We start from the raw sequence: 23,632 nt of genomic DNA on the forward strand, positions 1-23,632 counted from the left end.
GTCACTTCTTATAGGGAAAATCTGACGAAAAAAAGTAGCTCATACAGCCTGCTTGCTCTGAAAGAAATCAAGTGACCTGCTGAGCACATCACGGCACACCCGCTCGGGACAGCCGGCTGTCTTGAGGATATGTTCCTCCGGACAGAAGGCAAGCATGCGCGCCACCCTGCCCATCATGCCAGGGTACAGCCCCATATAGGCCTCCACCAGACATTTCTTTGGCAGAACCGCCGTACTGCTACAGGCCGGGGCTGAAGGGCCAAGCTTCAGCAGTGCCAGATTTTCCATGACGATGCCACAGATGGCCAGACGCATCTTCTGCAACGCCCGGGCTGACAGGACGTCCATTCCGTACAGCCACGTCACCAGAACATTGACCCAGACACCCAGGGAAAGCGCTTTGACATCCAGCTTCGTCAGCTCATAAAAGCCGCTGCTGGTCTGGCCGGGCAAAGTATCCACAAACCATGAAGCAAGGTCAAAACAGGCTGCCAGCCGCCCGATGTTCAACGCTTCTCCTATGGAACAACGCTGGAACATGCTGGCAGGGATGAAAGAAATGACAATCTCATCCACCTCCCGCACCAAGGGAGGGTGATGACGCAGGATCGAATCATAGACACTGTCATTGCCGCTGCCATCTCCCTGGCCGACAAGACACCGTTTCTCCTGCCCCAGCCCGCCCGTGCCGGGAAATGGCCATTGCCCCTCGAGAAGGACAGGGAGCATCTGTACACCCATCCCTACAAGCCCTGCGGATTCATGATACCCGGCCAGAAAACGTCTGGCCGGCCCTGCAACGTGGCCATGCGGCTGAAAAACGGCACCCCGGGCGGTTTCGGCAATGACGCCAATAAGATTCGCCCCCTGTTCCCTCCCTGCCATCAGCTCTCTCCAGATGCTCCGATGCGGCCAGCCACAGCTTGCGGTACCACACCGGATAACCTTGCCCTACTTGGCACATAGAACATAGGTCAGGGTCAGAACAAGGTAAAATTGCCCCTGTCTTCTTTCAGGTCCGCCGTCTGGCCATACCGCAGCATATCCCTTATCTGCGAAAGCTTTACACCCGCCAGAACGGTACCCATCCCATAACGGGGATTGCCGATCTCCGGAGCCGCCTGTTCCACCTGCTCCAGCACGGTACGGACGGCTTCAACCTCCTGTGTCAGGGCATCAAGACTCTGGAGCCGTTCCATCTGCCCGGCATCCAGCTCTCCCGTGCCGACATAATCTGAAACGACATCCTGAACATCCGAGAGCCGACCACAGACATCATCCAGAATGGCCCCCAGCCTCTTCATCAGCACCGAGGCCCTTATGCTGTCTGCCTCCCCGACAGGCTGGGTTCCTGTATCTTTGGGCATCATCTTTCTCTCTCCATACCGGCCTCTCCCATCATCACGACCGGTCGCCGGTCAGCACAGGTTCTGAAGAACTTTTCCTGTCGTTGGCCAGAAACGGATACGCCGCACCTGGTTGCCACCAAAACTGTAAGACACACAGCGGATCTCCTCCCGCCGGAAATAATCCAGAAGAAAACCGACATTCTCCTGACCAATGTCACTGGCAATGGACAGCACGGCCGCTCCACCAAACGCCTTGCACTGGAAACGCTCCCGCACGCCCCCTGCCTTCATGAGCCCGGTTTCCAGCCCTTTCATGGCGTTTACCCCGTACAGATAGGCAGCTGCATCCATGCTCCCCATGCAGTCCTCTCCGGGCAGAAGGAAATGGTTCATACCCCCTACCCCTGCCTGAAGATCATACATGCAGACTGAAATGCACGACCCCAGCAACGTGCCGAACACCACGCCGGGGTCATCCGAAATGGCGATTTCGCCCTGGATAACAGTCGTGATCTTCAGCAGGTCCGTCACCTGATGGGCCCGAAAACTTTCTCCAGGGTTTCCTTCAGCTTGGCGACCGTATAGGGCTTGGCCAGAAAATTGTTGACCCCCGCCGCAACGGCCTTCTGCACCAGCCCGGCATTTGCCTCACCTGTCAGAATGATGAACGCCAGTTTGGCTGTCTTCGGGTTGGAGCGCACGGCCTCCAGCAGGGCCAGCCCATCCATGCCCGGCATGTTGAAATCTGAAATCACGAGATGGATGGGGTTGGCCTCCAGATATTCCAGAGCCTCCTTCCCATCCTTACGCTGCACGACCCCTTTGAAGCCGAGCGCCGCCATGTGGCTGGCCAGAACCTGCCGGATGGAGGCCTGATCATCTACAATTAAAGCGCGAATCTGAGATGCGGACGGCATTTATGAACCTTTCTGCCTTCTGATAATCACTCTTTGTCAGGATGGCCTGACATCAGGAACGCCACGTCAGGCGTTCATCTTTCCTAGTGCAGGCCCATGGCCAGGCCGGGAATGTCCATCAGGGAGCCAACCTTTTCCACAGCTCCCAGCTCGGCAGCGACACGAGGCATACCATAGACGACCGAGGAGGCCCTGTCCTGCCCTATGGTCCGTGCCCCGGCCCGCCGCATGGCCAGCAACCCTTCTGCACCATCCTGCCCCATGCCTGTCAGGATGATCCCCAGTGAGGTCCTGCCTGCCGTCTGGGCAATGGAATGGAAGAGCCTGTCCACCGATGGCCGATGACCACCAACAGGCTCCCCAGACCGCAACCTTGTGAAAAGCCGTGGGGCATGTCCCTCCAGCACGAGATGGGCCTCCCCACCGGGAGCAATACGGACCATGCCGGGAGCCAGCATCTCCCCATCCTGCGCCTCGGCAACGGAAAGCTGCGGGATCAGGCTATCCAGACGGGCAGCAAAACTGGACGTATAAAGCGAAGGCATATGCTGGCATATGACGATGGGCGGACTCTTGGCCGGGAAGTCTTTTATCACCTCTTCAACAGCTTCCACCCCACCGGTGGAAGAGCCAATCCCCACCACATCGAACGGTGTCCGCCACGACGCCGTACCGCTGCCTGCGACAGGCTCTGTCCGTACAGGCCGGGGGCCCGGGGTCGCCTGCCGGTGGCCGGGCTGATAGCGGGCGGCTTCCAGCACGATCTGCCCCAACCCGGCAAAGGCTTCCCCGGCCCCGCCCTGCTTGGGAAAACATTCAAAAGCTCCCATCTGGAGAGCCGTGATGGCCGTATTGGCCCCCCGTGTGGTCATGCTGGACACCATCACCACCGGGATCGGCCGCAGCCGCATGATCTTTTCCAGAAACTGGAGCCCGTTCATGCCCGGCATCTCGATATCCAGCGTAATGACATCAGGCTGGTCGGCGATGATGAGGTCCCGTGCCTCGATGGGGTTCGATGCCATGCCAATGACATCAATCTCGGGATATTTGAGAAAAGAGCGCCTTATCAGCTCTCTGGCGGTTCTTGAATCATCCACTACAAGAACCTTGACCCGTTCTTTCATGGCCTCAACCCTTTTTCATGTAGATTGTCGGCGCCACAGCCTCGAGATGGCACTCCCTGATGCAGTCCACCCGCTCGGAATGACCCACATAGAGAAATCCGCCCGGCACCAGCCGTTCGGCAAGACGCTTCCACAAGGCATTGCGGGTTTCGTCATCGAAATAGATCACGACATTCCGGCAGAAAATGACATCAAACTGACCTTTGAAAGGCCAGTCCCGATTCAGGTTGAGCTGCCGGAACGTGACAAGGCGCCGTATCTCCCGTGCCATGCTGAACTGCGCCATCTCCACGGGTTCCATGTAGGCATCCCGCCAGCGCTGCGGCACACTCTGCACCTCCTCGCCGGGGTACTGGCCAATGCGCCCTGTCTCCACCACTGCGTGGTTGATGTCCGTTGCCAGAATCTTGAGATCCATCCGCAAGGCATCCGGCAGCTCCGCCATGATGGACATGGCCATGCTCCATGGCTCCTGCCCTGTCGAACAGGCTGCCGACCAGAAACGCCCCCGCCCTCCGGCACGCAGTTTCTGCCCCAGCTGGGGCAGGACATGCGTCTCCAGATGTTCAAAATGACTTTTCTCCCGGAAGAACTGCGTCACATTGGTTGTCAGAACACAGATGAGCTCCTTCAGCTCCTCCTGCCCCTCCCTCATGCTGACGTAATCCAGATAATCACGGAAGGACGCCCGCCCGGTAGCACGGATGCGCCGGGACACACGGGAAAACACGAGACTGCGCTTGGAGATGGGCAGACTGATTCCTGCTTCCTGCCGGGCGATCTCCTGCACACGCCGGAAATCAGCCTCCGAGTAGGAGAAACCGCCCTGTGGCTCCATGTTCATCATCAGCCTGCCCTCATCCTGCGGCCGTACCGACGGCCCCATCTCCCAGCAGGCGGGTCAGAACAGTATCCAGCCGCAGGATGCGGATGACACGCTCCCCAATGCTGACAAGACCACTCAGCTCAGCTGCACCACCATCAACGGAAATGGGCTGTATCTCATCCAGGGCAATCTCCGTGATGCCGATCACACTGTCCACAAGCAGCCCGCATGTAGCACGGTTCTGGCCATCCTCAATGATGATGACCACACGCCGCTCATTGTCGGCCTCCGGCACGGCCCCCAGATAGTTGGCAAGATTGACGACCGTTACGATATTGCCGCGGATATTGATGGCCCCTTCCACATAGGCAGGGCAATGCGGCAGGTAGGTCGGGTCTTCGAACTCCCTGATTTCCTTGATGCTCAGGATGGGAATGCAGTATCGCTGGTCCCCCACGGTGAAGATGATCATCTGCTCCCGTCCCCCGGAGGGAAGGGCCGAAGCCCCGTTCACCTGTCCGTCTGTCTGTTTCTTTTCTTCCAGAGACATAAGATCCATGACTTTCTTTCCTGACCTGCCTGTTATGCTGCCCGCTCTGCGATGGCTTCCAGCGCGCGGGTATCAACACGTTTCGTTGCGGAAACAATCAGTGTTGAAACATCAAGAATGAGAGACACGCTGCCATCCCCAAGAATGGTTGCAGCCGAAACACCCTTGATCTGGCGGTAATTCTTCTCGATGCTTTTGATGACAACCTGAGCCTGGTCGCGGACACCATCCACCACCAGCGCTGCCCGGGCACCAGCCTCGTTCTCCACGACAAGGACAATCAGCTGCCCCTCTTCCCCGGCGCGACCCATGTGATGGGTCTCTTCCTGCACACTCTCAACCTCCGGGAGGGTCAGCTCGTCTCCCAGATAGATCAGCGGGATGCAGCGCCCCCGCACGGAAACGACATGACTGCCATCCGGAATGGTGTACACATCATCCTTCAGCTGCACCGTGACAAGTTCCACAACGGATGATACCGGCACAACCATGGTGGACCCACGGCACTCGATGAGCATCCCATCCAGCACGGCGAGGGTCAGCGGCAGGCTGAGGGTGAAGAGTGTCCCCTTGCCCTGCGTGCTCTTGATGTTCACACGCCCACCAAGATTCTGGATGGCCTGCTTGACCACATCCATCCCGACACCCCGCCCCGAAAGGTCAGATACGGTTTCAGCGGTGGAAAAGCCCGGAGCGAAGATCAGCTCGTTGATCTCATTTTCCCCGAGCGATGCCCCGGAGGGGACAATCCCCCGTTTGATGGCTGTCTGAAGGACACGCTGGGTATTGATCCCACCGCCATCATCCCTGATCTCGATGAGAATGCGCCCGGAACGGTGACGGGCGGAGAGCCATATCGTACCCTGAGCCGGTTTCCCTGCCGCAAGACGGGCCTGCGGGGTCTCAATCCCGTGGTCCACCGCATTGCGCAGCATATGGGTCAGCGGATCCGTCAGGTTTTCGATAAGGGTCCGGTCAACCTCTGTCTCCTCCCCTTCCAGCACGAGCGCCACATCCTTGTCCGCCAGGCTGCTGGCCTCCCGCACTACACGCTGCATCCGCTGGAACACGTTGCGGACAGGCTGTGCACGGATCGCCATGACGGCTTCCTGAATATCCCGTGTCAGTGTCTTGATGACAGCCAGCCGCTTGAGCAGTTCCGGGTCATACAAGGCTCCCTCCCGTGTCAGGGCTGATTCAAGAGAGGCCTGGCCAATGACCATCTCCCCGACCATGTCCATCAACATGCCGATCCGCCCGATATCAACACGGATGGAAGCGTTCTGCTCCCGCTTGCGCCCCGATTTTGCCGGAGCAGCAGGAGCGGCGGCCTGTGCCTCACTTTCCACGGTCTCGGCAGGCACGGGAACCGCCGGAGCCATCTCCTGGACAGCCGGACTTTCCACAGCATCCGCCTCGACCGTATCGTCAGTCTGCTCCTCACGGGCAATCTGAAAATCGCAGACATCACCAACCCAGTCGAAGACGGCCTGGATATCATCCTCGGCCGTGCCGCCCGGAGGTTCCGGCAGACGGACCGTCCAGCCCAGGCAAGCCTCCTCAGGCGCCAGCTCTGACAGCACGGGCAGGTCCTGCGTGTTGCAGGTTACATCCATGGCCCCGGCATCTTCGGCCGGCAGCAGCTCCTTCAGCCCCAGCAGAAGATTCCGGGCGTCATCGCCACGGCTGTACAGTTCAGCCTGTGGCCGGAAGGTCACGACCAGCTTCGGCCGGGAAGATTCACCGCTCTCTTCGGCTGGCTCATCAAAATCGAAGCCACCCAGATCTACCGTCACGGGGGTAAAATCTTCCGGAACAGGGGTTTCCCCCACGTCAGAAGCAGCGGGGGCATCCCCCCCTTGACCGATGATCGCCTCCAGCTTGCGGACAGTCTCGTCTATCCGCCCGCCATCAACCTCATCCCCGGCCTGTTTCGCCTCGGCCACCAGATCACTGAGAAGGTCCATCGCCAGAAAGAACGTCTTGATGATGGCCGGGTCCGGCTCCACCTGACCGGACCGCAGACCATCCAACGCACTTTCATAGACATGGGCAAAACGGACGAGACGGTCCAGACCGAAGGACGCCGCTCCACCCTTGATGGAATGTACCGCCCGGAAAATGGCATTGATGGTTTCCTGACTGGACTCCTCCGCAGAAAGTTCACCCAGCCCGCTTTCCAGCTCGGGGAGCAGCTCATCACATTCCTCAAAGAATATCTTGAGAATATCATCCATGACGTCGCCCATATCCACGCTCCCTTACGCTGTAACCCGCCGGATGGCCCATACGAGCTTCTCGGCATTGAAGGGCTTGGCTATCCACCCCGTAGCCCCGAGGGATCTGGCCCGGTTCTTCTTCTCCTCATCCGTTTCGGTCGTCAGGCAGATGATGGGAATACTGGAGAAAGCCTCCAGTTTCCGCACCGCCTCGATGAACTGGAAACCGTCCATCCGGGGCATGTTGATGTCCGTGATGATGGCCTGCGGCATGGGGTCCGCCTGCTGCAGCACCTCCAGCCCTTCAACACCATCACCCCCCTGGATGACATCATAACCGGCCTCACTGAGGGCCTTGCGCAGGACACCCTGCATGGTGCGGGAGTCATCAACCGTCAGGACTCTCACCTTCGGTTCATCCGTCATGGCGGCTCTCCTTCTCATCCATCGATTCCAGAAGCTGCTGCTGGACACCAAACAGCGTGAAGGCTTCCGCTGCCTTGTCAGAACACGGGCCAACTTTCAGCCCGCTGGCCAGAAGAAGCTGAAGGCACAGCCCCCCGACATAATCGACCCCGGAAGCATCCAGCAGTGGCGTCGTCCCGTCTGCCGCTCCGATCTCCTCCAGCAGAAGAGCCTTCAGCCCTGCCGCCGCACCGGTATCCAGACGCTGCGGCAGAGAAATGAGGGGGGTTCCCTCCTGTACTGCCGCCGCCATCAGAAATGATCCCAGCCTGCTTCATCATCAGAGTGGGTCGGCAATATCTTGCCATCCTGCTGGATCTCACCACGCTGGCTGCTCAGCATTGGCGTGCTGCTCTTCGGCTGTGTCTGGGCAGCTGTCTCATTGGGAAGGGCCGGACGCTCATGAGAAAGCTTCAGGCTCTGGCTGGAACCAATGGTAAAAGTTGCCAGTGTCTGACGCAGCTTGACGGTCTGGGTGGTCAGGTTATGGCTGGCTGCCGTGGATTCTTCGACCATCGCCGCATTCTGCTGGGTCATGCCATCCATGCTGCTCACAGCATCGGAGACTTCTGCCAGGCTGCGGGCCTGTTCCTCAGTCGCCTTGGAGACAACCTCCACCCGATCCGCCAGGGCTTCCGTCCCTTCTTCCACATCCTTGAGCAGACCGCTGGTCCGGGCCACAAGGCGGACACCCTCCTGCACATGGGCTGTGGCGGTTTCCAGCACGTCACGGATCATGTCAGCCGCCTTGGCGGACTGCTCTGCCAGGGACTGGACCTCCTTGGCGACCACGGCAAAACCACGTCCGGCTTCACCGGCACGGGCCGCCTCCACACTGGCATTGAGTGCCAGCACGTTGGTCTTGAACGCAATGTCACTGACAGAGCGTGTGATCTGCACGATATCATCAGACGAGGTCTTGATGGAGTTCATCGCCACGCTGGTCTGTTCCATCCCGTTAGAGGCCGTCTTGACCTTTTCCAGCGTTGCCTTGGTCTCGCTGCTGGCATGGGAACAGTTGCTGGCCGTGACCTTGAAGCCGGAAGCGATCGATTTGACAGAAGCCGTTACCTGGCCAAGGCTTGCGGCCTGACGCTCCGTACGCTTTGCCAGATCATCTGATGCCGTGGAGATTTCACTGGCCCCGTTGGCGATCATGTTGGAGCTTTCCGCCACGACGGACAAAGCGCCGCCAAGGCCTGTCAGGGATTCATTGAAAGCCTCCCGCACGGGACCGAATTCACCATCAAACAGGGCACTGGTAATGCGGATGGACAGATTGCCCTGTGCCAGAAGCTGCATGACACGGTTCAGCTCTTCCACGACGGCATGTGTGCGGGCCTCACGCTCCTTGAGCTTTTCCGTCGTTTCCAGCGCCTTGTTCACAGCCTCGCTGTGCGCCTTTTCTGCTGCCTTCTGCTCCTGGAGGCTCAGGGCGAAAGAGGCCAGCATCCGGCCAACGCGTCCAACACAGTTTGTCCTGTTATCATACAGGCTGAGATCAGGACTTTCACCACGGCTCAGGCCCATACCCATTGCCGTCAGCTTTTCAATGGGTTCGGTCAGGGCCTTGGTAAGGAAAAACCATACGGTCCAGACAAGCACCATCCCAAAGAGAAGTGTTGCCATATTGATGATGGAAACACGGCTGAAGATGCCACTCTGAACATAACCGACACCCTCCACGAGAAGCTGCACGGCGAGATAGAGCTCGATGGCCAGCATTGCCACCCGTACCTGCACGCGGAACGGGGCTGACTTATACAACCAGTTGAACATGAAAACGTCCCATCCCTCTAGAAATTTCATTCCTTCCGTCAACATGACCAAAGGCTTGGCTGATGACAGAGACTCAAGACATGAATTCTAAAAAAGACCATACAAATGCATGGTTTAGACTTGATTATGCCCAAAACATGATGAAATTTTTAACGGAATAAAAGACATTTTTTTGAAAACAATGAATAAACTATCAAAACTTAACCTGTTTTAAGGGTAAATCTGTATTTTATTTACTATCGACAGCTGTAAGATCACATGACTCCGGTCATGATCCCACAGCTTCAGATTGCTGAATTGGCACACCTCCCCGAGGAACTGTAAAATCGTGCGGACGTATTTTCTGCAGAACTCCATCACAACTGCTTTATGACCTGATGTTGTTCAGAATTTTACGATATGGGATCAGCCTTTCACCAATCCATCTTTTGAGACCAGCATGAAAAAACAGAAAAAGTGCCTCCCCAAACCCCTCTGCACCATTCTGGCCCTTGCGCTGCTGCTCCTGCCCGGCGCAGGCCGTGCAGGGTCCACAATTCAGGATGTCCGTGATACGGTCCGGGTCATTCCCATCAAGCTGGACACGGAAGCGCAGGTTCCCATCCAGAAAGGGGAAGTCCTGAAACTTCTCAAGCTCTATCACGACAATGCCAATGCGTGGTCATGGAACGAATATCTCGCCTTTGAACCCTGCCCCCGCGAAGCAGCCCTTCTCTGTGCCGTGCCTTTCCGGGACACGCAGGGAAAGGAGTACAGCCTGAGAGATGCACCACATGACGGTGAAGATGCCCTGACCACCGTTGGTTTCTACACAGTGCAGAGCGCACAGGGACGATGGAACCTGTTCATGATCCGCATGGAACGGCCTCTGGGGGATTCAACCTACGCAAAAACGGAAACAACAGCCCATGTCAGCCTCTTCAGGCTGGCTCCCCATGACACAGACGGGGCCACGCCGGAAAATAACCACTTCGAGGAAATTGCTACCCTGCCCATGGGCGGATACTGCAACAGCACGGTAGCTCTGGCCTCCTTCCTCAAACAGCCTCTTCCCCCCGGCACAGCACCCGATGGCTGCATGCAGGGCCAGTAAGACACATCACAGCTCCCTCCCAATGATCACGGAGGGAGCGAACCTCACGGTGCGATGTTGGAATCGATCGGACTGTTCATACGGTTGATCGTATCGGGACTGAGCTTGCGGATGCCCGCCAGATACTGGGAAAGAATGTTGGCACGGTCGGGCTGCATGTTGCCAATAACATCCGAAATCCGGCGGGGAATCATGTGCTGGGCCACAGGGACCAGCACCCGCATATCCAGAATATTGAACATGGCCGCCGCATCACGTGGAGGCATCTGCTCGTAGATATGGGCCAGCCGAGCAATGCTCTGCTCGACATCCTGCCGGCGCTGCTCCTGCTGGGCAGAAAGTTCGGAAGCATTCCGGCCCAGTGCCTGTAATTTTTCGTCCAGCTCCTTCTGCTCCTGCTCGAGAGCCTTCTGCTGGTGCTGGAAACGTTCCGCCTCTCCCTGCATGGCCTGCCGATGCGAGGCAAGGTCGTCATTCAGCCCCCGTTCAGCCAGACGGACACGGGAATCAGGCTGTTCCTCATCAACCTGCCCGGTGGCAGGATCATCATCCGCAAGACCATTGGCTGGCGTCCAGCCCTGGAGGTGGTTCAGAAACAGGCGCTGCCTGCTGGGCCGCACTGTCTCTGGCGCTTTCACACCCGCAGGCGGCGGTGCAGGTACCGCCTTTGCAGCCTTGCCCTGCGGGGCGGCCTCCCCCGACTTTCCATGAGCTGTCTCGGTCTGGGCAGAAGAACTGCTGATCTGTGCCGCAAGGGAATGAAGATTCAACGCCAGCAGCACCGTCATCAGGCAGGAGGCAAGATTGGTGATCCTGCTCAGGGAGAATCCCTTTTTTCTCATGGATCTGACATTCCCTCTCATGGCGTTCTTCCTCAATCCTTCATCAGATTGATGGCCCGTGCCAGCATGGACCGGGTCACCTGCATCGTATTGAGATTGGCCTCGTAAGAGTGCTGGGCATCGTGACTGTCCATGATCTCCACGATGGAGCTGACATTTGGCATCTTCACATAGCCCTGTTCATTGGCCGCCGGATGGGCCGGGTCATACCGCATCTGGAAGTCGGACTGATCCTCCCCGACAGAACGGATCGACACACTGGAAACACCACTCGCACGGTCCAGTGCTTCCCGGAATGTCACTGTCTTGCGGCGATACGGGTCAGCCCCGGGCGATGCACCCGTCGTCTCCGCATTGGCAAGATTCTCGGCAGCAACCCGCAGGCGGGCTGTCTGTGCTCTCATCCCGGCCGCTGAAACACCAATCGTGTCGGAAAAATCCATCCTCTCCTCCTCTCTCCTTTACCGCACCACGACTTACTGGCCACTACCGCCAAGGGCCATGCCGTAAAGCCCCATGTACCGGCCATATACGGTAGTGGCGAAACGCTGCTGATCACTCGTCTGGGCGATTTTCCCCAGCTCGTCCTCCAGCACCACACGGTTGCCATCCAGCGAGGCCCGACCGCCCTGCCTGCGGGCATGTGTTTCCCCCGCAGGCCCCAGCATGTGCCCCGGCTGTGTACGCGTCAGCGCCACGGCATGGGCAGTCTCCAGAACACCCTGAAACGGCGAAACATCCTTCGGGCTGTAATGAGGCGTGTTGGCATTGGCGACGTTGCCCGCCAGCACGGATTCACGATTCTGGAGCCAGCTCATCCGCCGCTCGGCCAGGTTCAGAAGGTCCGTCCCGCCCGTATGTGTCACACTCATCCCACGTCACTCCTTCCTCATGCGCTCACTGTGCCTGCTGGGCCGATACAAGAAGACGGAACATCCGTCCGGCATCACCCTCAAAAGGCCGATTCCCCACACGATTGCGTATCCACTCCAGCGCACCTGCATCTCCGGCCCGGGAAGCATCCGATGCCAGCCGCAGGGCAAGAAGCTGCTGGGACACCGTCATGTCTCCCTGCGGTGGCAGAAGCTGCATCACCATGCTGCGCAGATCCGCCACGGCAGGAGACCATTCTTCCCGATTCTCATGGATATGGGCCCGTATGTCCGCTGCCTGCGGGTCCTGATCCGCTCCCAGAAGATACAGGGCGACCTCCGGCTTGCCCGAGGCAGCCGCCATGCTGGCCATGAGACGGGTCCGGCGTGCCGTTTCCTGTGGGGGCAGGGACGCCCCACCCGTATCCGCCAATGTGGCCGAGGCCTTGTCCAGCTGCCCCCGTCTGATCTCATTCTCGGCCAAGGCATCCCCGGCAGCAGCCCGGTCCTGCGGGTCTGTCATCATGGGAATGGCCGTGTTCATGGCATTCCCGGCCTGTTCCTCCAGCCCCAGCCGGCCAAGCAGCCGCCCATAGGCCAACAGCAGGTTGCCCTTCTTTGCGCTGGCCGGGAGATCCTGCATGTGCGCCTTCAGCAGGGCGGCTTCATGCAGCAGGGTGGCCTCATTCTGCGACCCACCACCATCAGGCCCGGGCAGCCCCTGAACAACGCCCGACAGCGCTGCGGACAGCAGGGCCTGCATCCTTGCTTCATCATGAGGCGGTGCTGCCTGACGGGCCTGATCCAGCGCCTGAAGAGCAGCTTCCCACTGATGGGCCCGTATATCGGCCCCAGCCCGCAGCATGTTGACAATCCCATCACGACCAGACAGCCGGGCATCTGGCAAAAGCGACGCATATTGCCGGGCCGCTTTTTCTGCCGGGAGGTGCCCGTCCCGCAGGCTCAGGGCCACACCCTCTTCCATCGCCTTCTCGGCAATGACAGGGTCATGATCCACAGAGAGGGCCTCCAGCAGGCTGGTGGCCTTCTTCTCATCCCCATCCCGCAGAGCACGCACGGCCTGAATGAAACGGAATTCACTGCCCTCTGGCAGGGAATCCAGCGCCTTGCGGTCCGCTGGCGTGCCACGGCGGGCAATGAGTTCCGCCGCCATGGGCAGCAGAGACGCCCGCAACGGCTCCGGATAATTCAGCAGACGTGGCATGTCCCGGGCCAGCAGCCGGGCCGCCTCGGCGTCATTCCCCCCGGCGGCAGCCTCATACAGGCCCTGCCACAGTTTTGTGGCCCGCATGGCCTGCTCCGGCCATTCCTGCATCAGCTGGGCCGCACCTTTCATCCGGCCCGCCAGCAGGTCAGTCACCGCCAGAAAAAATCTTACATCCGGCCGGAAAGCTTCTTCCGGGTCATCTTCCAGAGCGACATCCATGATGGCCCGTGCATCGGGGAAGGCACCAACACCCAGAGCAGCACGGGCTGCGTCCAGCCGTTTGCCAAAACGTTCACCAGGGGATGAATCCGCTGCCGCCACAAGAGCCTGACGATAACGCTCCTGCGCCTGTGGAGCGGCAAGATGTTTCAGGCCAAGCCAGTTCAGGTCCACATCACTGGCGTAAACGGCCCGGTCCATATCAGCCAGAGGGCGGTCATCAGCCCGCTGGAGCAGGTCTCCCTGCATGATGGCCCGCATGACCACCTGCGGCGGCTCATGCTGGGCAATCACCACGCCTTCCATGGAAGGCCAGACATCATAATCCCTGCCCTTGCGCAGGGAGAGCAGGCCGCCATCATCCAGTGTCGTGGTCCCCACGACCAGAGACGTGCCTGATGCCGGGTCCTTGATGGAAAAGACACGTCCCGGCCGCCGCATGGGGAACAGGAGGCCATCCCCCCGTAACCGGGGCGTGATCTCCGGCCTGTCCGTATAATCCATGCCCGGCGGTGGCTGATCCCCTAGCACCCATCCATCACTCTGCTGGGAAAGGTAAAGCTGGCGCGTATCAGGCACTGGCAGGCTGATCATTGTCAGGTCAGGCAGGGTTGTCACACCCAGGCGGCTGAACATGCCATCCCCACGCAGGGCAGAGACATCCATGGGCTGACGGGCATCCACCAGAATGATGAAGCGGTCTCCACTCTGATAAGCCGCAATGCCCATCTGCCCGGGCACGGGAATCAGAATCCTGTTGCGGGACGGCGCAGATACAGCCGGTTCGTTTCCCGCTGGCTGGGAAGGCACAGCCAGCCCCGGTTTTGCAGCATCTGCCTCACGCCCCTCCGCCTGTAAAAATTGATGAAGGGACTGATCCCTGTGCTCCGCCCTGTGATCAGCTGAAGGCGCCTCTGGAGGTGTTTTCTGCGGGGGCGCCCCACCCTGGGCAGCACCAACACCAAGCACATGCGCCCCCCACCCCGCAGGAACCCCCTGCAAAAGCGGATCGCCTGCTTTCACATGGTCCTGCACCTGCAGGGGCGGCGGCACGGCAGGGCGCCCCCGCACCTGATGATGCGGAGAAACGGGACGGGGATGGCCATGATGGGGATTCGCCTGGGACTGCCTGTGCTCCGATGCTGGCTGAGAGTGTGACGGACCAGCTCCAGCCGAGGCCTCATCCATGAAGGGTGAAGACGTCCTGGCGGGCCCCTGCGCAGCCAGCGCCGTACCCGACAGCCACATCTGGCTGCCCACCACAGGCCCACCCAGCATGATGAGACCGGCAACACCACAGCCGGCCCTGCGCCAGATTCCATCGCCTGCCATGGCTTTAGAGACAGCCTTATGAACAGCGCATAGCATGGTGCTGCACCCCTTCATGCTCCTTGATCCGTTCCCGCATCCCCTATTTTCACGCAGAGCGGAGACCGCCCCGCATGACATGACCGGCCATCAGGCCAGAAGATTGACGAAGCTGGCCGTGGCAGAGTTTTTACGGACTCCTCTGGCACTGGGCACGACCTGACCCGTAGCATCGAACTGCATGGAGGCCTCCGCCCCATTGCTGCGCTGGGAAGAAACCTGCACACGGCCTGCCTTCTCCGACATGGCAGCTTTACGCATCTCATTGGCCTGCTGGGCTGTCTTGACCCGCATGGCTGAAGCGATTTCGGAAGCCACTGATGCGTCTGACATGATTCTTTTCTCCCTGATATTTCATTCTGCAACACTCAGATGGCCATTCTGATACCGAATACAGAAGGAAAAACAAAGCCATTTGCAGACGTATATATGAAAATAACCTTACATAAACCTTCTGTTAAAAGAAAAAGCATGGCGTTATGCCGAAATGGCTATTACAAACAGGCCACCATCATACCCATGACGGAAAGGAGGCCATAACCAGCCCATGTCCCTATCCAGCATTGCCAGTTCCGCAGCACAGAGCTTCGATGCCGGGCAGGCCTATGGCCGGGCACAGCAGCTCAGCCAGACCAGCAGCCCCGCCAGCGCAGGCCCTGCCGACGAAACAGAAAGCACCGATGCCGTTTCCAGCTTCAGCCACGTGCTGGACAACGCCATCCGGGGTGCCATCAACACAGGCAAGGTCGCCGAGAGCCAGACCGCCCAGGCACTTTCCGGCAAAGGCAACATGTCCGATGTCGTCGCCTCTGTCGAAGAAGCCAAACTGACACTCCAGACGGTCACCACCCTGCGGGACCGCTTTGTCAGCGCCTATCAGGATGTCATGCGGATGTCCGTCTGACCGGCACGGCAGGAAACAGGAGGACACCCATGGGTCACGCTGTTGATGTTCAGGAGATCCTGCGTCAGACACTGCTGGTTGCTGTCAAGCTGGGAGCTCCTTCTCTTCTGGCGTCCCTCCTGGCCGGGCTCTGTGTTTCACTGTTCCAGGCCATGACACAGGTCAGTGAGGCCACGCTGTCCTTCGTGCCGAAATTCATCGCCGCCATGGCCACGCTGATCCTGACAGCTTCCTTCATGCATGCCACCATCCATGCCTATGCGGAAATGATCTTCGACCAGCTCATCAAGGCCGGGGGAGTGTGAATGCTGTCCCTCTCCGACTTTTTCGGCTCGCCTGACCTCGCTGCCCCTCACGGATCGCTGGCCGTACTGACGGGCATGTTTGCCATCATTCTCTGCCGTGTCAGTGCGGTTGTCATGCTGGCACCAGGGCTGGGTGAAAGCGGAGCACCAGCACGGGTACGGGCCGGCCTCTGCCTGGTAATCACGCTGGCGCTTCTGCCCGTCCTCCAGCAGCGCCTGGTAGCCGTGTCAGGGGAGGCCCTGCGGATGCCCGCCATGGCTCTCCGACTGATTGCCGGGGAGCTCCTCTGTGGCTTCTTCCTCGGGATGCTGGCCCGGCTGCTGACCATGTCGCTGGCCATTGCCGGGCAGATCATTGCCGTCTTCACCGGCATGGCCAGTGTCATCCAGACAGACAGCCAGCTTGGGGCCTCCAGCACAGCCGTCAGCCACATGACAAGCGCTCTGGCGCCCATCATTCTCTTTTCCACCGGTCTGTACGCCCTGCCCCTGCTGGCGCTGTCCGGTTCCTACACGCTTTTCCCGGCGGGGCATGTCACAGCCATGATCGTCGGAGACATGGCCACCGACATGACACGGGCTGTCAGCACCAGCTTTCTCATTGCCATGCAGCTGGCAGCCCCCTATCTGCTGTTGGGCACCCTCTGGCCAGCCATGCTGGGCGTGCTGAACCGCCTCATGCCCTCCATACAGGTCTATTCCCTGGCCATTCCGGCCCAGATTCTGGGAGGCATCCTGCTCCTGGCCCTGCTGATCCAGATTCTGACAGGCACATGGGCCGAAAAGATGCAGCTCCACCTCTCCACCCTGCCAGGTCTCATCGCTCCCGCCAGTCCTCCGGTCTGACCTCCCATGGCGGAAGAGAATGGCAGTGGCGGTGGTGAAAAGTCACAAGCCCCAACAGAAAAGCGCCTCCAGAAAGCCCGTGAGGAAGGCAATGTTGCCCAGTCCAAGGAACTGCTGATCCTTGTGGCCCTGGGGACGTTTCTCCTCGTATTCGCCCTGAGCATTCCGGCCTCGGCACGCCAGTTCATGCATGAGATGAACGGCCTTCTTCTCAATTTCGGCCTTGTCCCCGACGACCCGGCTGCCCTGTATGGTTTCACCCTCCACGCCATCATGGCGGGCCTGCACCTCATCGCCCCGCTCATGGGCACAGGGGCCTGCGCCATCCTGATGGGCGGCGTGCTCCAGACAGGGTTCCTCTTCCGCCCCGCCGCCCTGAAGCCGGATATCAGCCGTCTTTCTCCCCTGAAAGGCATCAAGCGGATTGTCGGCCTCAATAATCTGATCGAGCTGCTCAAGACCATTGCCAAGATCACCGTATTCAGCCTGATTCTCTACAAGGTTGCCCTTCAGACCGTGTCTCTGGCCCCACAGACAGAACGATGGACAACCTGGCAGCTCGTCAACGCCATGAAGTCATGGTTCATCTACGCAGGTTTCATGGTGCTGGCCATACAGTGCATCATCACCGGGCTGGATGAGGTCTGGTCCCGCTATCACCGCTTTTCCAAACTGCGGATGAGCCTTCAGGACATCAAGGATGAGATGAAGCAGAGCGAGGGTGACCCGCAGATGAAAGCCCGCCTCCGGCAGCTCCGGCTGAGCCGCTCCCGCCGCCACATGAAAAAAGCCGTGCAGGAAGCCACGGTCATCGTGGTCAACCCGACCCATTATGCAGTTGCCATACGCTATGACCAGCATGACGGGACGGCTCCGCAGATCGTTGCCAAGGGAACGGACGAACTGGCATTCCGCATCCGTGACATCGCCCGGGAGGCGAAGATTCCTGTCATGTCCAACCCGCCACTGGCACGGGCCCTGCATGCCTTGCCGCTGGACAGTGAAATCCCCGAAGAATTCTGGAAACCTGTCGCCACCATCATTGCCTACGTCGTACGGCTCAAAACCCCTGGTGCCCGTGCAGCACGCCCTGCAGAAGCAGGTCCTTCCTGACTTTAACAGCCTGTTCATGAAATAAGCAGGTTATATTTGCTTTTATAAAAAGCGTTTTCTAGGGTTTGCCTACAAATAGCCTTAATCATCAGGTCACAGACAAGGATAGAATCATGTCCGGTGTGTTCAATGCACTTACGACGGCTGTCAGCGGCATCAATGCCCAGTCAGACGCCTTTACCAACCTGAGCAACAACATCGCCAACAGCCAGACCGTCGGCTACAAGGCCGACACGACATCCTTTGCCGACTTCGTGGCCGGCAACATCACCGGCAATTCCGCCTCGCAGGCGGAATCCAACACTGTCCAGGCCATTACTGTCCAGCATGTCGACAATTCCGGCACGGCCACCAGCAGCACCAATGGTCTGGCCATGGACATTTCCGGCAGTGGGATGTTCGTCACCTCCAAGCCGACAGGCGCCGGGACGGCCAATGCCGGTGTCACCAACTTCTCCGAACAGAAATTCTACACGAGGAATGGCGACTTCCAGCAGGACAAGAAAGGCTATCTGGTCAACACATCAGGCTATTACCTTGATGGCTACATGGCAGATTCCACCGGTACGCTGAACAATACCCTCACACCCATCAATGTCAGCAACATCGGCTTCAAGCCCACGGCCACAACAACCATGACACTGAATGCGGCCGTCGGGAAGCTGCCGGCCGATTCCACAAACTACACGCCGCAGAGCTATACCACCGCTCCCACCACGACATACGACTCCAGCTCCAATCCACACAAGATCGCCGTGCAGTGGCAGGAGAGCGACACCAATCCGCTCATCTGGACCGTCTCTGCCTATGATGCTGATGGCAACGGGACCGTCTCTCCGAACAGCTACCAGGTCGCTTTCGACCATTCCGGCTCCCTGGCCTCCATCACCGACATGCAGACAGGCAAGGCCGTTGGCTCCACCACGGCGGGATCCGCTGCGGAAATCCCCGTCACCGCCCATTACGCCAACAATGAAGAGCAGACCATGACGCTCTCTCTCGGCACGATTGGCGGAACCAGCGGTACGACCATGGTGACATCCAACAATTCGGCTGCAACCAACCAGGCCAACCCCCTCACCCTTTCCGGCACGAAACTCACCATGCCGGCCACCACGCTCGGCACCACCACCGACAGCCGACAGAGCTACATGAGCTCCCCCTTGACGGTGAGCAGCACGGACAAGAACGGCACGGCCACCAACACGCCTGTTGCCGTGAAATGGACACAGACAGCCGCCTCCCCGCCCACATGGTCCGTGCAGGCTGTAAATCCCTATGACGGCTCCGCCTCCTCTGCCGTGCAGATGGACAAAGCCCATTCCGTCATCTTCAACAAGGATGGCACGATGCAGAGCTTTGATGGCCAGCCTGTCAGCAAGGGCAGCCCGGTCACGGCAAATCTGACCATCAATGGCAGCAGCTACAGCCTGGACCTTTCCAACGCTTCTCTGACAACCGGCACTTCCACCGGAGCCGATACCAGTGCCCTGAGCAACGACAGCATCACCTCCGGGACCTACAAGGGTGCGGAGATTGAAAGCGATGGTTCTGTCATGGCGCAGTTCGACAACGGTTACAGCCAGCTGATCGGCAAGGTGGCTCTGACGAATTTCAACAACGTCAACGGGCTTCAGGCCGTCGATGGTCAGGCCTATCTGGCCACGGCACGGTCTGGCACACCCAAGACCGGTTTTGTTGGCGAAAATGGAACGGGCTCACTCGCCGTCGGGTATGTGGAATCCTCCACAACAAACCTGACAGGCGATCTTTCTGCCCTCATCGTGGCGCAGGAAGCCTACAGCGCCAATACGAAAACCGTCACGACGGCAGACAATCTGCTCCAGCAGACCATCGCCATGAAGCAGTAACATCTGCAAGACTTCACACAGGAAAAGGGCGCAGAGGGTTCATCCCCCTGCGCCCTTTCTGCATGGCCCTGGCGTGGCATCCTCATGCCTTGATGCGGGAGCGGCCTTTCTTCTTGCGGTCATAATGGCCAAGACCGGTCCTGGAGGCCTCCAGCTTCTTCATGGCCGAATAGCTCTCACAGGCCATGGGATAATCCGGGGACAGCCCCCAATAGACACGATAGCCATCCGGACTCTGGCGATGCTGCCGCTCGATATGGCGCTTCAGCATGCTGAAGGCCCCACCACAATGCAGACAGATGATCTCGTCACTGAAAATGGATTCTTCCGGGGCACAGTAAGGTTCATCACGGCTTGCGATCCACTGGCCGGGCTTTTCTTTCACTTCCGGGGACATGCCCTGCACGAAATGACCGCCAAACCCGTTCACACCGTGGCCTTCATGCTGTGCAGCCAGAGTGGAAAAACCGGCAAAAGAATGGCTGCCTTCCCGCTTCTCCGACGCCAGCCCTGCCTCCATCTTGCGGGCAATGATGGCAATCTCATCTGCGGCACTGGCCATGTCATGGATGATACCGACATCTGCAAGGCCAGAAAGGACATTCAGCACGGCACCCGCCCGGTCCGGATAATGGTGGGACAGTCCCAGCAAGGTTTCTGTCATCCCACGCAGACGCTCTGCCTGCCCAACAATATCGCTTAATGTCTGGGAAGGAGAAAACTCCTGCTGAAACCGTGACAGCAGGCGCCCAATCCCTTTTTCAATAAACGTACTGGCTGGTTGTGATGTCATATCCCACTCCCTTCTCCGGCCTATTCCTTAACGCCACATTAAATGATTGTTGCAGCCTTGCCTACAAGACCTTTCATAAGGCCATCACATTAATAAGATCAATACGATCCTATTTCAAACAGACAATGCCCATCAATCGGACAGTCATGACCATACTGCCGGAAAAAGCCAAAAAAATGGCCATATGAACATTTTCCGAAAATGGCCTTTAAAAAAATAAGACCCGCCGGAACAATCCCCCGGCAGGTCTCCCCGTAACAGATTGAAAAAAGTAGCCTCCCATGACCATTCACCCCCAAATGGGGATGATGCCACTCACAAAGGCAAATACAAGGTCATCCCTCCATGCCATCCACACTGAAGGCCACCATGCCTGCCAGCCCCAGCCCAGCATCCAGAGCCCGCTCATAAAGGCCCCTGTCCTGCTCATACCCTGCAACACACATGGCCGGAGGGCCGCAGCGTCTCAGCCTTCTACCCTGCCGGTCAGCTGAATCCACCATGCTCCCTTCAGCAAGCGCACGTATATCGGCAAGAAAATCCTTCATACGTCCCTCGGTTTCCGCAGGACAGGAAGAACCAGCTATACGAGGCATCAGGTAATCCTTCTCCAAAGTTTTGTCATGGCAGACCTTGTCCTCATATCACGTTGCCAAGAACACGGTACATAGGTCGATCATGTCACAGAAATCAGCAAAACCAGCCAGAAGTCTTTGCGTGCAAAGCTAACCGGGAGCGCTCATATACATTACTATCGTTAAATATATATTAAACAGCACTCACAGTAAGCATCACATAACCATCACAAAAGGCCAGAACAAAAATAACACCATGATTTCCCAGCATTTAATACTTTCTAAGCTATCATGACATGAGAAGGTCATAGACTGGCTGCCAGCAAAGTGGCCACATGATGCAGGAACCGTGAGATGACCCGTTTGCACTGTCCATCCATTGCCATCATTCTTCTTGCCCTGGCCGGCGGGGGCATCCTGCCTGCCAGAGCCCAGGGATTCTACGGCGGCAGTGAATACCTGCTCAGCCCGCCCCCTCCTCCGCCGCCGCCCACCGGGGAATTCACCCATCTGCCACCGCCCCCACCGCCGCCGCCATCCTTTTCCGGCACATGGCAGCAGGACCAGTACCGCCAGCAGGGCATACCGGCACCGTGGGCAGCGCCGCTCTGGGGAACGTACCAGACACCCCGTTACTCCCGCCAGAATGGCTGGGACGAACCCGGCTTCATGCCATGGAACACCTACATCCAGACCCAGGCCCCCTATCCCGGCCTGCCCTATCCGCCAGCCCCACCAAGCCGGAGCTGCATAGACCAGAACTGTACTGGCCCCTGAGACCAGCCTGCCATGCATTTCTGTATCGTCGGTGCCGGATTCAGCGGGGCGGTCACGGCCCGTCATCTGGCTGAGCGAGGCCACCGCATCACTGTCATTGATGAACGCCCACACAATGGTGGCAACTGCCATACAGCCCGGGACCCGCAGACGGGCATCATGCTTCACCATTATGGGCCCCATATCTTCCATACCGCACAGGAAACGGTCTGGCAGTATGTGCAGCGCTTCGGACGGTTTGCCCCCTACATCAATCGGGTCAAGGCCATCAGCCAGGGGCGGGTTTACACCCTTCCCATCACCCTGCTGACCATCAACCAGTTTTTCGGCAAGACCATGCAACCCGCAGAAGCCCGGGAATTCATCCGGCAGCAGGCCGTGCAGGACGTGGCTTCACCCCGCAATTTCGAGGAGCAGGCCCTGCACATGATCGGCCCTGCCCTCTATGAGGCCTTCTTCAAAGGTTACACGACCAAACAGTGGGGCCTGCCCCCGGCGGACCTTCCCGCCGCCATCCTGAAGAGACTGCCGGTACGCTTCAATTACGATGACAACTATTTCAGTCATCCCTATCAGGGCATTCCGGTGGAAGGCTATACCACCCTGATCGAAACGATTCTCGCCCATCCCCGCATCACCGTACGGCTGAACACGTCTTTCGAAACATTCCAGTCCTGCAACAGCATGGACCATACACTCTATACTGGCCCGCTGGACCGCTATTTCAGCTTCTGCCATGGCCGTCTTGGCTATCGCACGCTGAATTTTGAACGGATCGATGCGAAAGGTGACTATCAGGGGACGGCGGTCATCAATTACTGCGACGAATCCATCCCCTATACCCGCATCAGCGAGCACAAGCACTTCGCCCCCTGGGAGGCCGCACGCTTCAGCAGGACAGTCTGCTTCCGTGAATATAGCCGCCTGGCCGGGCCGGAAGATGCCCCCTATTACCCCATAAGGCTGGCAGGCGAGACAGCCATGCTGGACCGCTATGTCCGCACGGCCATGACTGCCCGAAACGTCTCTTTCCTCGGGCGGCTTGGGACCTACCGTTATCTGGACATGGATGTCACCATTGGTGAGGCTCTTGCGGCCTGCCAGATCATGGACGACCATCTCGCCGAGGGCAGGCCACTGCCAGTCTTTTTCACCAATCCGCTCTGAAGGGCGGGAAGGCGTTTCAGCCCTCCTGAATGGCCATTTCCAGCCCGTCCAGCACGTTGCGGGCTGTCTCTATGAGGGGAGCAAGGCTGAGCGTGGGGTCCAGCATGGCCCGTATGCCATACTTCTGGGCCTGATCGGCCATCCGGGCAAAAAGAAGCCTGTCTTCCGTCTCGACCATGCCAGCTTCCACCGCATTGGCACGCTGGATGAGCGACCAGAGACGCTGATTCTTCGCGATGACCTGATTCCGCGTGATGACATCCGTCTCATGGGCCACGCTTTCCAGCATGGCAATCAGCCTGCGGAAACATTCCGCATCCGCTTCCCTGTCCGACAGAGACGAACTGGCCGCCATACGATAAGCATTCATGGCGTTGTTCTGATACATGCTCCCTCACAACCTCCCGTTCCATCCGGCAGGCAGCCA

27 protein-coding genes are annotated in these 23,632 nt (G+C 58.7%); 8 read left to right on the forward strand and 19 right to left on the reverse strand.

Annotation, left to right across the window (positions count from 1 at the left end; genetic code table 11):
* Positions 1-39: 39 nt before the first annotated feature.
* The 11 genes from CO583_RS06625 to CO583_RS06675 all read right to left on the reverse strand — a co-directional run bounded on the left by CO583_RS06625 (position 40) and on the right by CO583_RS06675 (position 9,232).
* Positions 40-885: a hypothetical protein gene (locus tag CO583_RS06625; protein WP_043558241.1), complete on the reverse strand. Its 846-nt coding sequence runs from the start codon at positions 883-885 to the stop codon at positions 40-42.
* Between the two features lie 95 nt (positions 886-980).
* Positions 981-1,370, reverse strand: coding sequence for a hypothetical protein (locus tag CO583_RS06630; RefSeq protein WP_043558238.1), 390 nt, complete (start codon positions 1,368-1,370; stop codon positions 981-983).
* A gap of 48 nt (positions 1,371-1,418) precedes the next feature.
* Positions 1,419-1,880 (reverse strand): chemotaxis protein CheD, encoded by a 462-nt coding sequence (locus tag CO583_RS06635; RefSeq protein ID WP_043558235.1) that lies wholly within the window; start codon positions 1,878-1,880, stop codon positions 1,419-1,421.
* The gene (locus CO583_RS06640; protein WP_043558231.1) at positions 1,877-2,266 is read right to left on the reverse strand and encodes a response regulator; all 390 of its coding nucleotides are present in this window, start codon (positions 2,264-2,266) and stop codon (positions 1,877-1,879) included. Before CO583_RS06640 ends, CO583_RS06635 begins: the two co-directional genes overlap by 4 nt.
* Positions 2,267-2,349: 83 nt before the next feature.
* Complete coding sequence (locus tag CO583_RS06645; RefSeq protein ID WP_043558228.1) at positions 2,350-3,393, reverse strand: chemotaxis response regulator protein-glutamate methylesterase; 1,044 nt, start codon at positions 3,391-3,393, stop codon at positions 2,350-2,352.
* A 4-nt stretch (positions 3,394-3,397) separates the two neighbouring features.
* Positions 3,398-4,240: a protein-glutamate O-methyltransferase CheR gene (locus CO583_RS06650; RefSeq protein WP_043558227.1), complete on the reverse strand. Its 843-nt coding sequence runs from the start codon at positions 4,238-4,240 to the stop codon at positions 3,398-3,400.
* Positions 4,241-4,250: 10 nt separating this feature from the next.
* Positions 4,251-4,778: a chemotaxis protein CheW gene (locus tag CO583_RS06655; RefSeq protein WP_227431512.1), complete on the reverse strand. Its 528-nt coding sequence runs from the start codon at positions 4,776-4,778 to the stop codon at positions 4,251-4,253.
* Between the two features lie 23 nt (positions 4,779-4,801).
* Positions 4,802-7,018: a chemotaxis protein CheA gene (locus CO583_RS06660; RefSeq protein ID WP_103765238.1), complete on the reverse strand. Its 2,217-nt coding sequence runs from the start codon at positions 7,016-7,018 to the stop codon at positions 4,802-4,804.
* A 12-nt stretch (positions 7,019-7,030) separates the two neighbouring features.
* On the reverse strand, positions 7,031-7,414 hold the full coding sequence (locus CO583_RS06665; protein ID WP_043558224.1) for a response regulator: 384 nt from the start codon (positions 7,412-7,414) through the stop codon (positions 7,031-7,033).
* Entirely contained in the window at positions 7,404-7,706 is a 303-nt protein-coding gene (locus tag CO583_RS06670) for a hypothetical protein (protein ID WP_154981162.1), read from the reverse strand. The genes CO583_RS06665 and CO583_RS06670 overlap by 11 nt, the downstream gene beginning before the upstream one ends.
* Complete coding sequence (locus CO583_RS06675) at positions 7,706-9,232, reverse strand: methyl-accepting chemotaxis protein (RefSeq protein ID WP_154981161.1); 1,527 nt, start codon at positions 9,230-9,232, stop codon at positions 7,706-7,708. Before CO583_RS06675 ends, CO583_RS06670 begins: the two co-directional genes overlap by 1 nt.
* 439 nt (positions 9,233-9,671) lie before the next feature.
* Between CO583_RS06675 and CO583_RS06680 the strand changes: the two genes are divergently transcribed.
* Complete coding sequence (locus CO583_RS06680; protein ID WP_043558217.1) at positions 9,672-10,325, forward strand: hypothetical protein; 654 nt, start codon at positions 9,672-9,674, stop codon at positions 10,323-10,325.
* A gap of 44 nt (positions 10,326-10,369) precedes the next feature.
* On the opposite strand, the gene CO583_RS06685 is transcribed toward CO583_RS06680, so the two are convergent.
* From CO583_RS06685 to CO583_RS06705, 5 genes are all read right to left on the reverse strand, one after another.
* On the reverse strand, positions 10,370-11,167 hold the full coding sequence (locus CO583_RS06685) for a MotE family protein (protein WP_081562775.1): 798 nt from the start codon (positions 11,165-11,167) through the stop codon (positions 10,370-10,372).
* Between the two features lie 32 nt (positions 11,168-11,199).
* A complete protein-coding gene (gene flgC / locus CO583_RS06690; protein WP_043558212.1) occupies positions 11,200-11,610 on the reverse strand; it encodes a flagellar basal body rod protein FlgC in 411 nt (136 codons plus the stop codon).
* A gap of 33 nt (positions 11,611-11,643) precedes the next feature.
* A complete protein-coding gene (locus CO583_RS06695; RefSeq protein WP_043558209.1) occupies positions 11,644-12,039 on the reverse strand; it encodes a flagellar basal body protein in 396 nt (131 codons plus the stop codon).
* A 25-nt stretch (positions 12,040-12,064) separates the two neighbouring features.
* Positions 12,065-14,854, reverse strand: coding sequence for a hypothetical protein (locus CO583_RS06700; protein WP_248630645.1), 2,790 nt, complete (start codon positions 14,852-14,854; stop codon positions 12,065-12,067).
* A gap of 90 nt (positions 14,855-14,944) precedes the next feature.
* Positions 14,945-15,187, reverse strand: coding sequence for a hypothetical protein (locus CO583_RS06705; protein ID WP_043558207.1), 243 nt, complete (start codon positions 15,185-15,187; stop codon positions 14,945-14,947).
* 214 nt (positions 15,188-15,401) lie between these two features.
* Between CO583_RS06705 and fliE the strand changes: the two genes are divergently transcribed.
* The 5 genes from fliE (at position 15,402) to CO583_RS06730 (ending at position 19,893) form a co-directional block, all read left to right on the forward strand.
* Positions 15,402-15,758, forward strand: coding sequence for a flagellar hook-basal body complex protein FliE (fliE, locus tag CO583_RS06710; RefSeq protein ID WP_043558205.1), 357 nt, complete (start codon positions 15,402-15,404; stop codon positions 15,756-15,758).
* Positions 15,759-15,787: 29 nt separating this feature from the next.
* Positions 15,788-16,063 carry an EscS/YscS/HrcS family type III secretion system export apparatus protein gene (locus CO583_RS06715; RefSeq protein ID WP_043558202.1) on the forward strand — a complete coding sequence of 92 codons (276 nt, stop codon included), beginning with the start codon at positions 15,788-15,790 and terminating at the stop codon, positions 16,061-16,063.
* Positions 16,064-16,909: a flagellar biosynthetic protein FliR gene (locus CO583_RS06720; RefSeq protein ID WP_227449682.1), complete on the forward strand. Its 846-nt coding sequence runs from the start codon at positions 16,064-16,066 to the stop codon at positions 16,907-16,909.
* 6 nt (positions 16,910-16,915) lie between these two features.
* Positions 16,916-18,022, forward strand: coding sequence for a flagellar biosynthesis protein FlhB (locus tag CO583_RS06725; protein WP_043558199.1), 1,107 nt, complete (start codon positions 16,916-16,918; stop codon positions 18,020-18,022).
* Between the two features lie 113 nt (positions 18,023-18,135).
* Entirely contained in the window at positions 18,136-19,893 is a 1,758-nt protein-coding gene (locus CO583_RS06730; protein WP_043558197.1) for a flagellar hook-basal body complex protein, read from the forward strand.
* A gap of 82 nt (positions 19,894-19,975) precedes the next feature.
* Here CO583_RS06730 and CO583_RS06735 read toward each other — a convergent pair whose 3' ends face one another.
* A complete protein-coding gene (locus CO583_RS06735) occupies positions 19,976-20,686 on the reverse strand; it encodes a MucR family transcriptional regulator (RefSeq protein ID WP_248630646.1) in 711 nt (236 codons plus the stop codon).
* A 335-nt stretch (positions 20,687-21,021) separates the two neighbouring features.
* Entirely contained in the window at positions 21,022-21,282 is a 261-nt protein-coding gene (locus CO583_RS06740; protein ID WP_249103284.1) for a hypothetical protein, read from the reverse strand.
* 333 nt (positions 21,283-21,615) lie between these two features.
* Between CO583_RS06740 and CO583_RS06745 the strand changes: the two genes are divergently transcribed.
* Together CO583_RS06745 and glf are read left to right on the forward strand one after the other, a co-directional pair.
* Complete coding sequence (locus tag CO583_RS06745) at positions 21,616-22,038, forward strand: hypothetical protein (protein WP_043558192.1); 423 nt, start codon at positions 21,616-21,618, stop codon at positions 22,036-22,038.
* Between the two features lie 12 nt (positions 22,039-22,050).
* The gene (gene glf / locus CO583_RS06750) at positions 22,051-23,205 is read left to right on the forward strand and encodes a UDP-galactopyranose mutase (protein WP_249103287.1); all 1,155 of its coding nucleotides are present in this window, start codon (positions 22,051-22,053) and stop codon (positions 23,203-23,205) included.
* Between the two features lie 16 nt (positions 23,206-23,221).
* Here the strand turns inward: glf and CO583_RS06755 are convergent, their stop codons facing one another.
* Positions 23,222-23,575 carry a flagellar biosynthesis regulator FlaF gene (locus tag CO583_RS06755; protein ID WP_052348933.1) on the reverse strand — a complete coding sequence of 118 codons (354 nt, stop codon included), beginning with the start codon at positions 23,573-23,575 and terminating at the stop codon, positions 23,222-23,224.
* Positions 23,576-23,632: the final 57 nt, after the last annotated feature.

The organism is Parasaccharibacter sp. TMW2.1882, assembly GCF_023337635.1.
Lineage (GTDB): Bacteria > Pseudomonadota > Alphaproteobacteria > Acetobacterales > Acetobacteraceae > Bombella > Bombella apis.